Origin of the sequence: Romboutsia sedimentorum, assembly GCF_030131845.1 — a bacterium.
GTDB lineage: Bacteria > Bacillota > Clostridia > Peptostreptococcales > Peptostreptococcaceae > Romboutsia_D > Romboutsia_D sedimentorum.
On record NZ_JASKYM010000002.1, the window covers coordinates 297,998 to 312,656 of the forward strand.

16 protein-coding genes are annotated in these 14,659 nt (G+C 29.0%); 15 read left to right on the forward strand and 1 reads right to left on the reverse strand.

Annotated features, from left to right (window positions below):
* Window positions 1–66 precede the first annotated feature (66 nt).
* The 8 genes from ftsY to rplS all read left to right on the forward strand — a co-directional run bounded on the left by ftsY (window position 67) and on the right by rplS (window position 5,513).
* Window positions 67–1,320, forward strand: a complete 1,254-nt coding sequence (ftsY, locus tag QOZ84_RS06595) for a signal recognition particle-docking protein FtsY (protein WP_284132164.1) — start codon at window positions 67–69, stop codon at window positions 1,318–1,320.
* Between the two features lie 146 nt (window positions 1,321–1,466).
* Window positions 1,467–1,835: a YlxM family DNA-binding protein gene (gene ylxM / locus QOZ84_RS06600; RefSeq protein WP_284132165.1), complete on the forward strand. Its 369-nt coding sequence runs from the start codon at window positions 1,467–1,469 to the stop codon at window positions 1,833–1,835.
* Entirely contained in the window at window positions 1,832–3,184 is a 1,353-nt protein-coding gene (ffh, locus tag QOZ84_RS06605; RefSeq protein WP_026900492.1) for a signal recognition particle protein, read from the forward strand. The genes ylxM and ffh overlap by 4 nt, the downstream gene beginning before the upstream one ends.
* A gap of 32 nt (window positions 3,185–3,216) precedes the next feature.
* Window positions 3,217–3,483, forward strand: coding sequence for a 30S ribosomal protein S16 (rpsP, locus tag QOZ84_RS06610; RefSeq protein WP_284132166.1), 267 nt, complete (start codon window positions 3,217–3,219; stop codon window positions 3,481–3,483).
* 25 nt (window positions 3,484–3,508) lie between these two features.
* Complete coding sequence (locus QOZ84_RS06615; RefSeq protein ID WP_026900494.1) at window positions 3,509–3,736, forward strand: KH domain-containing protein; 228 nt, start codon at window positions 3,509–3,511, stop codon at window positions 3,734–3,736.
* Between the two features lie 101 nt (window positions 3,737–3,837).
* Window positions 3,838–4,353, forward strand: a complete 516-nt coding sequence (rimM, locus tag QOZ84_RS06620) for a ribosome maturation factor RimM (protein ID WP_334305492.1) — start codon at window positions 3,838–3,840, stop codon at window positions 4,351–4,353.
* Between the two features lie 8 nt (window positions 4,354–4,361).
* On the forward strand, window positions 4,362–5,054 hold the full coding sequence (gene trmD / locus QOZ84_RS06625; RefSeq protein WP_284132168.1) for a tRNA (guanosine(37)-N1)-methyltransferase TrmD: 693 nt from the start codon (window positions 4,362–4,364) through the stop codon (window positions 5,052–5,054).
* A gap of 105 nt (window positions 5,055–5,159) precedes the next feature.
* Complete coding sequence (gene rplS / locus QOZ84_RS06630; RefSeq protein WP_284132169.1) at window positions 5,160–5,513, forward strand: 50S ribosomal protein L19; 354 nt, start codon at window positions 5,160–5,162, stop codon at window positions 5,511–5,513.
* A 57-nt stretch (window positions 5,514–5,570) separates the two neighbouring features.
* Here the strand turns inward: rplS and manA are convergent, their stop codons facing one another.
* Entirely contained in the window at window positions 5,571–6,515 is a 945-nt protein-coding gene (manA, locus tag QOZ84_RS06635) for a mannose-6-phosphate isomerase, class I (RefSeq protein WP_284132170.1), read from the reverse strand.
* A 213-nt stretch (window positions 6,516–6,728) separates the two neighbouring features.
* Between manA and QOZ84_RS06640 the strand changes: the two genes are divergently transcribed.
* From QOZ84_RS06640 to QOZ84_RS06670, 7 genes are all read left to right on the forward strand, one after another.
* The gene (locus tag QOZ84_RS06640; protein WP_284132171.1) at window positions 6,729–8,036 is read left to right on the forward strand and encodes a Sapep family Mn(2+)-dependent dipeptidase; all 1,308 of its coding nucleotides are present in this window, start codon (window positions 6,729–6,731) and stop codon (window positions 8,034–8,036) included.
* Window positions 8,037–8,135: 99 nt separating this feature from the next.
* Window positions 8,136–10,028: a BglG family transcription antiterminator gene (locus tag QOZ84_RS06645; RefSeq protein ID WP_284132172.1), complete on the forward strand. Its 1,893-nt coding sequence runs from the start codon at window positions 8,136–8,138 to the stop codon at window positions 10,026–10,028.
* Between the two features lie 15 nt (window positions 10,029–10,043).
* Complete coding sequence (locus tag QOZ84_RS06650) at window positions 10,044–10,499, forward strand: PTS sugar transporter subunit IIA (RefSeq protein WP_284132173.1); 456 nt, start codon at window positions 10,044–10,046, stop codon at window positions 10,497–10,499.
* Between the two features lie 30 nt (window positions 10,500–10,529).
* Window positions 10,530–10,844 (forward strand): PTS fructose transporter subunit IIB, encoded by a 315-nt coding sequence (locus QOZ84_RS06655; protein WP_284132174.1) that lies wholly within the window; start codon window positions 10,530–10,532, stop codon window positions 10,842–10,844.
* 24 nt (window positions 10,845–10,868) lie between these two features.
* Window positions 10,869–12,125, forward strand: a complete 1,257-nt coding sequence (locus QOZ84_RS06660) for a PTS fructose transporter subunit IIC (RefSeq protein ID WP_284132175.1) — start codon at window positions 10,869–10,871, stop codon at window positions 12,123–12,125.
* Window positions 12,126–12,224: 99 nt separating this feature from the next.
* On the forward strand, window positions 12,225–13,289 hold the full coding sequence (locus QOZ84_RS06665; protein WP_284132176.1) for an aminopeptidase P family protein: 1,065 nt from the start codon (window positions 12,225–12,227) through the stop codon (window positions 13,287–13,289).
* A gap of 49 nt (window positions 13,290–13,338) precedes the next feature.
* A complete protein-coding gene (locus QOZ84_RS06670) occupies window positions 13,339–14,523 on the forward strand; it encodes a MalY/PatB family protein (protein WP_284132177.1) in 1,185 nt (394 codons plus the stop codon).
* The last annotated feature ends 136 nt before the right edge of the window (window positions 14,524–14,659 follow it).

Genomic DNA, 14,659 nt, shown 5'->3' on the forward strand with positions numbered 1-14,659 from the left:
AAATATATAAACAGATTTATTAAAATCTATATGATAAATCTAATATTGTACTTTGGAGGTAAAATAGTGTTTAAGAAATTATTTAAATTTGGAAAGAAAAAAGATGATAATGAAGAAATAGAAAAATTAAATGAAACTGAAGATACAAATGATGTAGCTAAAGAAATAACAGAAGAAGAAAATACAAATAAAGAACAAAAAATTGAAACAAATATACAAGAACCAATAACTGAAAAAGACAAAGAACTAATTGAAGAAGAAATAAAACAAGACGAAGAAAATACAAAGTCTGAAGCTGAAGAAGAACCAAAACAAGATAAGATAGAACAAATAGAAGTTATTGAAGAATTATCACAAGAAGATGATAAAGAAGAAAATAATATTGAAGAAACTATAGAAGAAGAAAAAATTAGCTTATTTGATAGACTAAAGCAAGGTTTAAGTAAAGCTAAACAAGGTATAACAGATAGAATAGATGAGGTATTAAAATCATATACAAAAGTAGATGAAGAATTATTAGAAGAATTAGAAGAAATATTAATAACTGCAGATGTTGGTGTAAATACTACTATGGATATAATAGAACAACTTAGAGTTAAGATAAAACAAAAGGGAATAACAGACCCAATGGATGTTAGGGTTGAACTTAAAGCTATAGTAGAAGAAATACTAACTAATGATAATTCAAAGTTAGATGTATCTCATTCTCCAACTATAATACTTATGGTTGGTGTAAATGGAGTTGGGAAAACAACTACAATAGGAAAATTAGCAAACAAATATAAAAAAGATGGCAAAAAAGTATTATTAGCAGCAGGAGACACTTTTAGAGCAGCGGCGATAGAACAATTAGAAGTATGGTCATCAAGAAGTAATGTTGATATAATAAAACATCAAGAAGGAGCAGACCCAGGAGCTGTAATATTTGATGCTGTAAAAGCTGCGAAGGCTAGAAATGTGGATGTATTAATTTGTGATACTGCAGGTAGATTACACAATAAAGCTAACCTTATGAATGAACTTGGAAAAGTGTTTAAAATAGTAGATAGAGAATTCCCAGAAGCTAAAAAAGAAGTACTATTAGTAGTCGATGCGACAACTGGCCAAAATGCAGTATCTCAAGCTAAGACATTTAAAGAGGTTGCACAGATAACTGGAATAGTTTTAACAAAACTTGATGGTACTGCAAAAGGTGGAGTTGTTATAGCAGTTAAAAGTGAAGTTGACGTTCCGGTTAAGCTAATAGGAGTAGGAGAAACTGTAGAAGATTTACAAGACTTTGACGCAAAGGCATTTTCTGATGCTTTATTTGGGAAGTAATTAGCATTAAAAATAAAGTGTCAATAATATACTACAATAACTTTAAAATAAATAATAATTCTATATTGACAACAAGTGCTATATAGTATAAAATACAATGTGTAAAGTAAATAACCTTTACAGTATGTCACTGGGAAGTGTAATAGATGAATATAGAAAAGATGGTTGAAATTGGATTATTATTTGAACAATACAAAGAATTACTAACTGATAAGCAAAGAGAGATAGTTTCTCTATATTATGAAGAAGATTATTCTTTAGGCGAAATTAGTGAAAATTTTAATGTATCTAGACAAGGTGTCTATGATACGCTAAAGCGTTCAGAGAAAATACTAAAAGACTATGAAAATAAATTGAAATTAGTATATAAACTCCAAGAACAAGAAAAATTCGTCAAAGTTATAGTAGATAAAATTGTTGACATTAAACAAGATTTATTGCAAAATAGAGATTGTGCTAATTTAATCCCTAGGCTAGAAAATATAGAAGATATATGTAGGGAGATGTTAAAATGATATTTGAAGGATTATCTGATAAACTACAAGGTGCACTTAGTAAGTTAAAGTCTAAAGGAAAACTTACTGAAAAAGATATAAAAGATGCTATGAGAGAAGTTAAACTTGCTTTATTAGAAGCAGATGTTAACTTTAAAGTAGTTAAGGATTTCATAAAAAAAGTACAAGAAAGATGTGTTGGACAAGAAGTGATGGAAAGTTTAACTCCTGCACAACACATAATTAAAATAGTAAATGAAGAACTTACAAGCTTAATGGGTGATGTATCTAGTAAAGTAGTAATATCTCCTAAGCCACCAACAATAATAATGATGGTTGGACTTCAAGGGGCAGGAAAAACTACAACATCTGGTAAACTTGGAGGATACTTTAAAAAGCAAGGTAAAAGACCTTTGCTTGTTGCATGTGACGTTTATAGACCAGCGGCTATAAAGCAGTTACAAGTAGTTGGAGAAAAATTAGATATACCAGTATTCAACATGGGTGACAAGGAAAGTCCAATAAATATAGCAAAAGCAGGATTAAGTCATGCATTAAAAAATAATAATGACTTAGTTATTATAGATACAGCAGGTAGACTTCATGTTGATGAAGCTTTAATGGATGAATTAAAATCAATCAAAAGTGAAGTTAAACCTCATGAAATACTTTTAGTTGTAGACTCTATGACAGGACAAGATGCAGTTAATGTTGCAGAAAGTTTTAATGAAACTCTTGGAGTAGATGGAGTAGTATTAACTAAATTAGATGGAGACACTCGAGGTGGAGCAGCACTTTCAATAAGAGCTGTAACTCAAAAACCTATAAAGTTTATAGGTATGGGTGAAAAGTTAGATGACTTAGAACAGTTCCATCCAGATAGAATGGCATCTAGAATATTAGGTATGGGAGATATCCTAAGCTTAATAGAAAAAGCACAAGAAAATATGGATATGGATAAAGCTAGAGAGTTAGAGCAAAAGATTAAGAAGCAAGAACTTGATTTTGAAGACTTTTTAGAACAAATGGAACAAATTCAAAACATGGGACCACTTGATAAAATATTAGGTATGATGCCAGGTATGGGAAATATTAAAGACCAACTTGGTGACGTAGATTTAAATGGTAAAGAGATGAAAAGAACTAAAGCCATTGTACAATCTATGACAGTAGAAGAAAGAAGAAATCCTACTATATTAAATGCTTCTAGGAAAAAAAGAATAGCTAGAGGTAGTGGAAGTAGTGTCCAAGATGTAAACAGGCTGATAAAACAATTCAACGAAATGAAGAAAATGATGAAGATGTTTACAGGCTCACAAAAAAGTATGAAGAAAAGGGGCGGTTTCGCCGGACTTCCTTTCTTTAAATAAATAATAGACAAAAATTTTCGGAGGTGACTGTAATGGCAGTTAAAATAAGATTAAAAAGAATGGGATCAAACAAAAAACCTTTCTACAGAATAGTAGTAGCGGATTCAAGATCTCCTAGAGATGGAAAATTCATAGAGGAAATAGGATTTTACAATCCAATTACTCAACCAAAGCAAGTTAAAATAAACGATGAGAAAGCTGTAAAGTGGTTATCAAACGGTGCTCAACCAACTGAAACTGTAAAATCTTTATTAGTTAATAACGGAGTAATGGAAAAATTCGAAGCTTCTAAAAAATAATTTTTTTTGATTAGGAGATGAGTATATGAAAGAGCTAGTGTTAGATATAGCTAAAGCTCTAGTTGATAACCCAGAAGGTGTAGTAGTTGAAGAAACAAAGGATAAAGATGAAATAATCTTAAAACTTAGTGTTTCTCAAGATGACATGGGAAAGGTTATTGGAAAGCAGGGCAGAATAGCTAAGGCTATAAGAACTGTCGTTAAATCTGCTGCAAACAGAGAGAACGTCAAAGTTTCTCTTGAGATAGTATAAAAGGATTAGGTATATACCTAGTCCTTTTTGTATATAAGTACAAAGAATAAAAAATACCAATTATACAAAGAATAAGATTAATTTAAGGCGTAAGGAGAAGTATAATGAATAAATTAACGCATTTTAAAATAGGACAAATAGTTAGTACCCAAGGCCTAAAAGGTGAAGTAAGGGTATATAGTTATACAGATGATATATATAGATTTGATGATTTAGAGACTTTTTATTTAGGTAAAGATTTAGAAAATAAATGGATAGTTGAAAAAGTTAGATATAAGGGCAACATGGTAATAATGAAGATAAAAGGCATAAACACTGTAGAAGAAGCTGAAAAATTAAAAAATAAATTTATGTATGTATCAAGAGAAGAAGGTAGAGAATTAGAAGAAGGTGAATTCTTTATATCTGATATGATAGGTATAGATGTATACACTGTAGATGGACAACATGTAGGGGTATTAGATGATGTACTTCAATATGCTGCAAATGATGTGTATGTTATAAAAGGTGCAGAGAATAAAGAATATATGATACCAGCTATGCTTAAGTTTGTGCCTACAATAGATATGAGTGAAAGAAAAATGATAATAGACCCTATAGCGGGAATGTTAGACTAGGAGATAATATGAGATTTCATATAATGACCCTTTTTCCAGAGATATTTAATTCATATATGAGTGAGAGTATAATGAAAAGGGCTGTGGAGAAAGAAAAAATAGAAGTAAACATATATAATATGAGAGACTTTTCTACTAATAAACATAAAAAAGTAGATGACTATCCGTTTGGAGGAGGAGCTGGTATGGTAATGACTCCTCAACCTATATATGACACGTATATGCATATTATAAACACACACAATATAAAAGACCCAAGAGTTATTTATTTAACTCCTAAGGGAAAAGTACATAATCAAACTATGGCAGAAGGTTTTTCTAAATTAGATGATGTTATTCTTTTATGTGGGCATTATGAAGGGATAGATCAAAGGATTATTGATTTAATAGTAACTGATGAAGTCTCTATAGGAGACTATGTTCTAACAGGTGGGGAGCTTCCAGCTTTAATACTAATTGATTCAATATCTAGACTTATACCCGGTGTATTAAGTCAAAATGAATCTTTTGAAGAAGAATCTTTTAAGGATAATTTGCTAGAATATCCGCATTACACAAGACCGAGAGAGTTTATGGATCTTCAAGTTCCAGATGTTTTATTATCTGGAAATCATAAAAACATAGAAAATTGGAGAAATGACGAATCTATTAGAATCACTAAAGAAAGAAGACCAGATTTGTATAAAAAAGCTTGTAAATAAACATAAAATATAGTATAATTTTAAATGTTGAAAAAATAAACGGGCATTCCTCTTTTTACACAAATGAGGTAATTAAGAATGTCTATGATACTAGGAGGACGTAAAATGAACGAATTATTAAAATCATTAGAGCAAGAACAATTAAAGAACGAAATACCTAACTTTGGAGCTGGTGATACTGTTAAGGTACACGTTAAAATAGTTGAGGGTAAAAGAGAAAGAATACAAATATTCGAAGGATTTGTATTAAAAAGACAAGGTGGAGGAATAAAAGAGACTTTCACTGTTAGAAAAATATCTTTCAACGTTGGAGTAGAAAGAACTTTCCCAGTTCATTCTCCAAGAATAGATAAGATAGAAGTAACTAGAAAAGGTAAAGTAAGAAGAGCTAAATTAACTTACTTAAGAGGTAGAGTTGGTAAAGCTGCTAAGATAAAAGAATTAAGAGTTGCTAGATAATTAAACTTTACTATAAATTAAAAGGACTGATTATATCAGTCCTTTTTGTATGCTATATTATATGTGAGAATATATAATTTCCATGTTACCATCTAAAGTAAATTCATCTAAATCTGAAGGTATTATGAAATTATCGCCTTTAGTTAATTCAAATGAAGATGTAGAAGTAGTTAAAGTACCATTCCCATCTAATACACTGTATAAAGAAAATGGCTTATCATGTCTAAAATTACATTTTCCAAACACCTCTAATTTATGAACGCTAAAAAATTCATTACTTACAAATGTAGTACGATTAAAACTATCAGTAGATGCTGTATTGTAAGTGTTATTATTTTCAATATGAGGAACTGTAGTTACAGCTATAGATTTATTTACATGAAGTTCACGCTTATTTCCATTATCATCAACTCTATCATAGTCATAAACTCTATAAGTTGTATCAGAGTTTTGCTGCGTTTCTAATACTAAAGTTCCTTTACATAGTGCGTGTATAGTACCACTTGGAACATAGAAGAAATCTCCTTTTTTAACTTTAACTCTTCTAAGTAAATCACTCCACTCATTATTAGCTATCATTTGAGATAGTTGTTCACGGGAAGTAGCATTATGACCAAATATCATTTCTGCATCGTCATCACAATCTATTATATACCAGCATTCTGTTTTTCCAAGTTCTCCATTTTCATTTACATTTGCATATTCGTCATTAGGATGAACTTGCACAGAAAGGTTATCGTTTGCATCTAGAATTTTAGTAAGCAATGGGAATTTATCACCAGGAGCATTTCCGAAAACTTCTCTATGAGTATTCCATAATTGAGATAGTGTCATACCCTTGTATTTTCCATTTGAGATGGTACAATCACCATTTTCATGAGAACTTATAGCCCAACATTCTCCGGTATTATTAGAGGGTATTTCATAGTTGAATTTATCTTTTAAAGCAGTTCCTCCCCAAATTCTATACATGAATAAAGGGTTTAAAAATAATGGTTCCATATATATTTGCCTCCTAAGCTGTGATTAAAATTTAATGATACTATAAACAATTATATTATAAAATTAATTAAAATCAAGATAATAATAATTAAACAAGTTAAAATGTCCCTTAAATTGACACAAAGTATAGGGATATATATGCAGAGGTGTATTATTATAAAGTTATAAATAAAAAATTAGACTAACATATAGACATACAATTGGAGTGATAATATGAATAAATTTAAAAATACAAATCAAAATCATAAAAAAGAGTTATTAGAGTTAATAAAAGAGTGGGTTGCAATACCATCTGTATATGATGAATATACAATAAGTCATTGCATGCCGTTTGGGAAAAATGTGTCGGATGCTTTATGTTGGTTTGAAAATTTAGGCAAAGACAATGAATTTATTGTTAGGAATGTAGATAATCATGCAGTATATATTGAATATGGAAAAGGAAATGAACATATTGATATATTTGGTCATTGTGATGTTGTAAATGCATGTGAAGGATGGGATAGTAATCCTTTTGAACTTAAGATTGATGGAGATAAATTAATAGGGAGAGGTATTTCTGATAATAAAGGTCCTATGATAGCTTGTTTTTTAGCACTAAAAATGATTAGAGACTTAGATATAAAATTAAATAGAAAAGTAAGACTTATAGTAGGTGGCAACGAAGAAAGTGGATTTAAGTGCATAAAACACTATTATTCAAAAGAACCATATGGAGTATGTGGATTTACCCCTGATGCAAAGTTTCCTGTATTAAATGGAGAAAAAGGCTCAGGAAATATAAATTTAAGGTTAAACATAGAAAATAAAGATTTGATTTTAAGGGGAGGATTAGAAAATAACACTATTCCATCTAAGGCAACAATAATAAATTTAAAAGAAAATAAAAAATATATTGTAAAAGGCGTAGGAGGACACTCTTCTAAGCCACAAGATTCTGTAAATCCTATACCTAAAGCTCTTATAAATTTATATGAAGAATTAGGTGAAAAGTGGATAATAGATTTATATAAGCTTATAAATGAGGAGAATGTTAATGGTAAATTATTTGGGTTAGATATAGAAGGTAAGTGTGGAATATTATCAATTGTCCCTACGATTATTAATGTAGAAAATGGATGTGTAGAGGTTACATTGAACACTAGGTATCCTGAAAATATAAAGTTTGAGGAAATTATAAAAATTATACGAACATATATACATCAAAATAATATGGCGAAATTTAATGTAACTGGTAAAGAAGTTAAAAAGTCAAATTATATAGATGAAAAATCTGAATTAGTAAAAATATTGCATAATACTTATGTAAAGTATTCTAAAGATACTAAGAGTGTTGTAAGAGTTACATCAGCAGGAAGCTATGCAAGTGAAATGAATAACTCCGTTATTTATGGGTGCGAATTTCCTGATGGTGGATTTGGAAATATTCATAAAGAAAATGAATTTGCTAGCTTAGAAAAGTTAAATTTAGCAATAACAATATATGCAGAAGCAATAGTTTGTTTATGCAATAGTATATAAGTATTTAAATAAAGTATAAGATGTCCCTTGTTAAGACAAAGTATATATATAAATAAAATTTAATTATATGTATAATTAAATCAAGAAGAAGGTGATACAGTGATAACTAAAAAACATGCAACTATAGTAATATATTTAAATGATAAAGATGGATATGTAACATCTAATGAATTAGCTAGATTGCTAGATGTGTCTACTAAGACTATTAAAAGGTATATATCAGATTTAAATAATATAGTTAAAGAGTATGATGTAGAGATATCTTCTTCTAGAGGTATAGGATATAAGCTAAGTGGATCTAAAGCTAATACATTGAGGCTAGTAAAAGAAGCTGAAAATTATATAAATGGATTTTTGGATGATGACTCTGATGAAAGTCGGATAGGTAATGCTATATGTAGGTTTATAAATAAAACTTATATAAGTGTAGAAGAAATGTCTGAAGAGTTAAATTTAAGTGTTGGAGCCACAAATAAACTAGTCACTAAAATAAAAGAACAAATAAAAAAATATGATTTGATAATTAAGTCTAAGCCATATTATGGGAGTTATATATATGGAGAAGAAATAAATTTCAGACAACTTATAACTGACTATGCTATAAAAAATGATGGTAAAAATAAAATAAAGGTAGACATAGAAAATATAAGTGAGGTAGATATAAATAATATAGAAAATGTTTTAGCAAAGCATCTAAGAAAACAAGAAATAATAATTTCTGATAAAGATTTTAATCTTTTAGTTTCAAAAATTATAGTATCTATATTTAGAAGTAAAAGTGGTAATAGCGAAAAAGTAAATTATTTAGATACAGAGTATAGGCTTCATAATTACTTGTTTATAAAAGATTTAATGGAAGAATTGTATGAGTTGATAGATTGTGAGCTACTAGAAGAAGAAGTTCTTTATATATCTAACTATTCGGGAGTTGTTGCAAATAGTTATAGCAAAAATATCAGCAAGATTAATGAAGACCAAGAAAAGATAAATAAACTAATAGATAAAGCATTAAAAGATATATTGCTTATATCGGCAAGAGATTATAGTCAAGATGAAGAATTTATGGACGCTATATTTGATCATATAAAGAGATTTATAAATAGATCAAAAGCTAACGTAGAGTCTAAAAACCCACTTCTTAGTCAAATAAAATCTAAGTTTCCTATAGAATTTAATTTGGCTATATTTTTAGCTAATAAAATTGAAAGTGAGTTAAGTATTAAATTAAATGAAGATGAACTTGGATATATAGCAATACATTTTGCAGCAGCAAATGAAAGAAATAAAAAAAATACAAGTAAGAAAATTTGTATAGTATGTCACTATGGAATAGGAACAGGTCAGCTTCTTTCAGAAAAATTAAAGCAAAGCATAAGTGATCTAAATGTTATAGGTGTTTATCCTGTTAGGTACCTCGATATAGCAAATAGCCAAGATGTAGATTTGATAGTATCTACTATAGAAATAAAAGACAGTGAAAAACCTGTATTATATATAGAAAATATATTTGATGATAGTGTAGTGGCAAATGTAAATAAGGCATTTTATGAAAAAGAAGAAAGACGAAAAATAATAAATAATATGTTTGAGGAAGAAGCATTTTTTACTATAAAAGGCAAAGAAAAAGAAGAAATAATAAACAATGTTTGCAACCAGCTTATGCAAAGAGGATTCATAGAAGAAAATGCAATACAAAGCATACTAGACAGAGAAAAAATATCTTCAACTGAAATTGGAAATCTAGTAGCAATACCCCACACGATAGTAGAAGGCGATAAAAAATCTATAATAGGAGTAGCAATACTTGAAAATCCTATTATTTGGGATAAACAAGAAGTTCAATTAATATTTATGGTGTTTTTTAATCCAAAAGAAAAGCATAATTTTTCTATATTCAAATATCTTTATACTTTTATAAAAGATGAAGGTGGAGTGAGAGGTATAATAAAAATTTGTGATTTTAACAAGCTGATCAAATTAATTGAAGATTAAAGGAGGTTGTTTGTAGTGAAAGCAAACGTATTCAAAAAAGAAAATGTATTCTTAAATGTAGAGGAACAAACCAAAGAGGAAGTTTTAAAGTTCATAGGCTTAAAATCTAAGGAATTAAATATAACTAACGATGCTGATGGAGTATATGAGGGATTAGTGAAAAGAGAATCTCAGTTTACTACTAATTTAGGTGAATTTATAGCGATACCTCATACTAAAAATGATGCAGTGCTAAATCCAGCAGTTCTTGTTTTGAAATTTAATAAAGATGTAGTATGGAATGAAGGCGAAGAAAAAATTAAGCTAGTAATAAGTTTACTTATGCCAGGACAAAGTGAAGAAAATACTCACTTAAAATTACTTTCAGCATTATCAAGAAAATTAATACATGAAGATTTTAAAAGTGCATTATTAAATAGCAATGATTCAGATGAAATAACATCTTTAATAAGTGAAGCATTAGGATTATAAAAAAAATAAAAATCTAGGAGGAATTATACAATGAAAAAATTAGTAGCATTATGTGCATGTCCAATGGGGTTAGCTCATACATTTATGGCAGCAGAAGCAATAGAACAGGCAGCAAAGAAAGCGGGATATGAAGCTAAAGTTGAAACTCAAGGTGCAGATGGGATACAAAATGAATTAACTAGAGATGATATACTAGGTGCAACAATGATAATACATGCAATAGCGATAACACCGGAAGGAATGGAAAGATTTGAAGGATGTGAAGTGTATGAGGTTGAATTACAAGAAGCTATAAAGAATGCGGATGGAGTAATAAAAGAAATAGAAGAAGACTTAGGACTATAATATAAAATACTGGAGGCGAATATTATGGCAATTAAGAAAAAAACTATAAGTAGCAATGGTTCATCTAGTATGAATTCACAAGCACCTAACAATTCACCTAAACAACCACAAGGATCAAAAGGAAATAGTAAATGGAAAGAGATAAGCAAACATATAATGACAGGTATATCATATATGATACCAGTTTTAGTAATGGGTGGACTTATAGGAGCGCTATCTCAATTAATACCATATGCAATTCTAGGAATTGATCCATCGATTGGAATAGTCGATGCAATGAATTCAGGTGAATTTGCTGGATTTAAACTTACATTATTAAATATGGCTCAATTAATGTCTAACTTCGGATTTACATTGTTTGGATTTGCGATACCTTTATTTGCAGCATTTTGTGCAAATTCTATAGGAGGCAAAACTGCACTTATAGCAGGATTCATAGGTGGATATGTAGCTAACAAGCCAATTGCTACATTACAAATGGTTGATGGTAAATGGGCTGAAGTAGTTCCTGTAGCATCAGGGTTTTTAGGAGCTATATTAATAGCATTTTTAATAGGATACTTTGTAAAATGGTTAAACAAAACTATAAAAGTTTCTCATGATTGGTTAGCATTTAAAACTACATTCTTAATACCATTATTGGCATCATTAACATGTATGGTATTAATGATATTTATAATAACTCCAATTGGAGGATGGTTAAACGAAGGAATGAAAAACTTCTTAACAGCAGCAGGATCAGCTGGAGAATATGCATATGCAACAGCTTTAGCAGCAGCAACTGCATTTGACTTAGGTGGACCAATAAATAAAGCAGCAGGATTTGTTGCACTTGGATTAACAACTGAAGAAGTACTGCCAATAACAGCAAGAACAATAGCAATAGTTATACCTTCAATTGGATTAGGATTAACAACTTTATTAGATAAAAAATTAGTAGGTAAAAGAGTTTATGACAAGCAATTTTACCAAGCTGGAAAGACATCAATATTCTTAGCGTTTATGGGAATATCTGAAGGTGCTATACCATTTGCGCTTGAAAGACCAGGGTTTGTTATACCGTTAAATATAGTTGGAGCTATAATAGGTGCATTGACTGGTATAACTTTAGGAGCCGTTCAATGGTTCCCTGAGTCTGCAATATGGGCTTGGCCTTTAGTTAATAATTTATTAGGATACATTGTAGGAATAGCAGTAGGTGCTTTATTTGTAGCAATAGGAAACATATTATACAGAAATAAGTTAATAAAAGAAGGTAAATTAGTTGTAAATAATGACTAATATTATATAAAGGAAAGGGGAGATTTAATTTGAAATTAAAACTCCCTTTCTTTTATATCTTAGAAATTTTTTACTATATATAAATAGGAGAGCATTACCATGAATAAAATAGAAAAATTAAGAAGCTATTTAAGTGAAAATAATATACAAGGTTTGCTTTTAAATAGCTCAAAAAATAAGTTTTATAGTGCCGATTTGTATAGTTCATCAGGATATATTTTTATAACGTGTAAAAATCAGTATGTAATAGTTGATTTTAGATACTTTGAAGAAATGAAAGAAAAAGATATAAAATTTGAAGTGTTGCTTATGGATAAACAAAAAACGTACTTTGATATAATAAATGAAATATGTAAAAGAGAAAACATAATTAATATTGGATTTGAAGGAAATGAAGTTTCATTTGATGATTATAATAATATTGATGAAAAAATAAATTGTAACTTAACATCGATTGATTTATCTAAACTTAGATGTGAAAAAAGCGAAGAGGAATTAAAATATATAAAAAAAGCATGTGAAATAGCAGATAAAGCTTTTTATCATATAATTAAATTTATAAAAATTGGAATGAGCGAAAAAAAAGTTGAAAATGAAATAGTTAGATATATAAAAGAACAAGGTGGACAAAAAGAGTCTTTTGATATAATAGTTGCGTCTGGAGTAAGAGGATCTCTTCCTCATGGAAAAGCAAGTAATAAGCTTATAAAAGCAAATGAATTTGTAACATTTGATTTTGGAGTTAAATTTAATAATTATTGTTCTGACATAACAAGAACTATATGCATGGGCATAGGAAATGAAGAATTAAATGAAATTTATAACATAGTCAAATGTGCAAATGAAGAAGCTATAAAATTATTAAAGCCAGGTATGACTACTGGAGAAGTTGATAAAATAGCACGAGATATAATAGAAAAAGAAGGATATGGAGATTACTTTGGTCATAATTTAGGCCATGGAGTTGGAATTATGGTTCATGAATATCCAATATTAGCTCCTGGGGGCAAGGATTTGCTTTTAGAGGGTATGGTAGTTACAATTGAGCCAGGAATATACATACCGGGTCTTGGTGGAGTGAGAATAGAAGATGATGTTTTAATAACTAAAGAAGGTTGTAAAAGGCTTACTAATAGTACAAAAGACTTAATAAATATATTATAAAACATAAAGCTAAATGCTTATCATCATATAAGAAAGAGAGGATATAATAATGTATAGTTTTGATTATAAACCAGATAGAGTTAGTGAAAAGTGTAGAAAATGGGATTTAAATATAATAAGAGCAAAATTTGGAGATGTTAGTGAAGATTTTATACCAATGTGGATAGCAGATATGGACTTTAAAATACCTACACAAGTAGAAAAAAAATTTATAGATACAATTAAAAGAGGTGTGCTTGGATACACTTATTGCTATGATGAATTTTATGATGCAGTTATAAATTGGCAAAGAGATATGCATGATGTAGAAGTTAAAAAAGAAGAAATAACTTTAACTTATGGAACAGTATCTACACTTCATTATACAGTTCAAGCTTTTTGTAAGGAAGGAGATAGTATAATATTAAATACGCCAGTGTATGATCCATTTGAGTCAAGTGCTAAAAAACAAGGAGTTAAGGTTATAAGCAATGCTTTAGATGCTGTAGATAATAGATATTATATAAACTTTAAAAAATTAGAAACTCAAATAAAACATCATAAGCCAAAATTAATGATGTTTTGTACCCCTCATAATCCATCGGGTAGAATATGGAGTATTGAAGAGATGAATAAGGTAGCAAGAATTTGTAAGGAAAATAGTGTTATATTAGTAGCCGACGAAGTTCATGCAGAGCATATTCATTATGGAAAATTTAATTCTATATTAAAAATAGAAGATGAACTTTTACAAAATGTGATATTATTAACATCACCAAATAAAGGATTCAATATTGGAGGGTTAAAAACTTCTTATTCAATAATTAGAAATAAAGAATTAAGAGATATATTTAAAGCTAGGTTGCAACAAAACTCTATAACATCACCAAATGTATTTGGGATAATAGGGCTTATAACATCTTACAATGAAAGTAGAGATTGGTTAACAGAGGTTAATAAATATATAAAACAAAATTATGAACTTTTAGAAAAATGGATAAATAAGTATGACAATTTAAGTATGATGAAAATGGAGTCATCTTATTTAGCTTGGATAAATATATGCAAATTAGGTATAAGTTCTAAAGAATTAACGAATAAATTAGCACTTGAGGTAGGTGTCTTATTAGAAGAGGGTAGTCATTTTGTAAATGATGGAGATAATTATATAAGGATAAACTTAGGGACTCAAAGGGAAAATGTAATTGAGGCTTTAAATCGAATGGATAAATTTATGAGTAAATTAAGTAAATAGATAAAAACTACTTAGTGTTATAACACTAAGTAGTTTTTGTATACAAAGAGTGTGAATAAGGTAAATATTAGACAAGCATAAAAAATAATAATATGGTATAATAGACAAGTTAAAGTAAAATGAGCGAATTAGTTTA

Coding starts and splice junctions, on each gene's coding strand:
- ylxM (WP_284132165.1), top strand. CDS start 1,467: ATGAATATAGAAAAGATGGTTGAAATTGGATTATTATTTGAACAATAC.
- ffh (WP_026900492.1), top strand. CDS start 1,832: ATGATATTTGAAGGATTATCTGATAAACTACAAGGTGCACTTAGTAAG.
- rpsP (WP_284132166.1), top strand. CDS start 3,217: ATGGCAGTTAAAATAAGATTAAAAAGAATGGGATCAAACAAAAAACCT.
- QOZ84_RS06615 (WP_026900494.1), top strand. CDS start 3,509: ATGAAAGAGCTAGTGTTAGATATAGCTAAAGCTCTAGTTGATAACCCA.
- trmD (WP_284132168.1), top strand. CDS start 4,362: ATGAGATTTCATATAATGACCCTTTTTCCAGAGATATTTAATTCATAT.
- rplS (WP_284132169.1), top strand. CDS start 5,160: ATGAACGAATTATTAAAATCATTAGAGCAAGAACAATTAAAGAACGAA.
- manA (WP_284132170.1), bottom strand. CDS start 6,515: ATGGAACCATTATTTTTAAACCCTTTATTCATGTATAGAATTTGGGGA.
- QOZ84_RS06640 (WP_284132171.1), top strand. CDS start 6,729: ATGAATAAATTTAAAAATACAAATCAAAATCATAAAAAAGAGTTATTA.
- QOZ84_RS06655 (WP_284132174.1), top strand. CDS start 10,530: ATGAAAAAATTAGTAGCATTATGTGCATGTCCAATGGGGTTAGCTCAT.
- QOZ84_RS06660 (WP_284132175.1), top strand. CDS start 10,869: ATGGCAATTAAGAAAAAAACTATAAGTAGCAATGGTTCATCTAGTATG.
- QOZ84_RS06665 (WP_284132176.1), top strand. CDS start 12,225: ATGAATAAAATAGAAAAATTAAGAAGCTATTTAAGTGAAAATAATATA.
- QOZ84_RS06670 (WP_284132177.1), top strand. CDS start 13,339: ATGTATAGTTTTGATTATAAACCAGATAGAGTTAGTGAAAAGTGTAGA.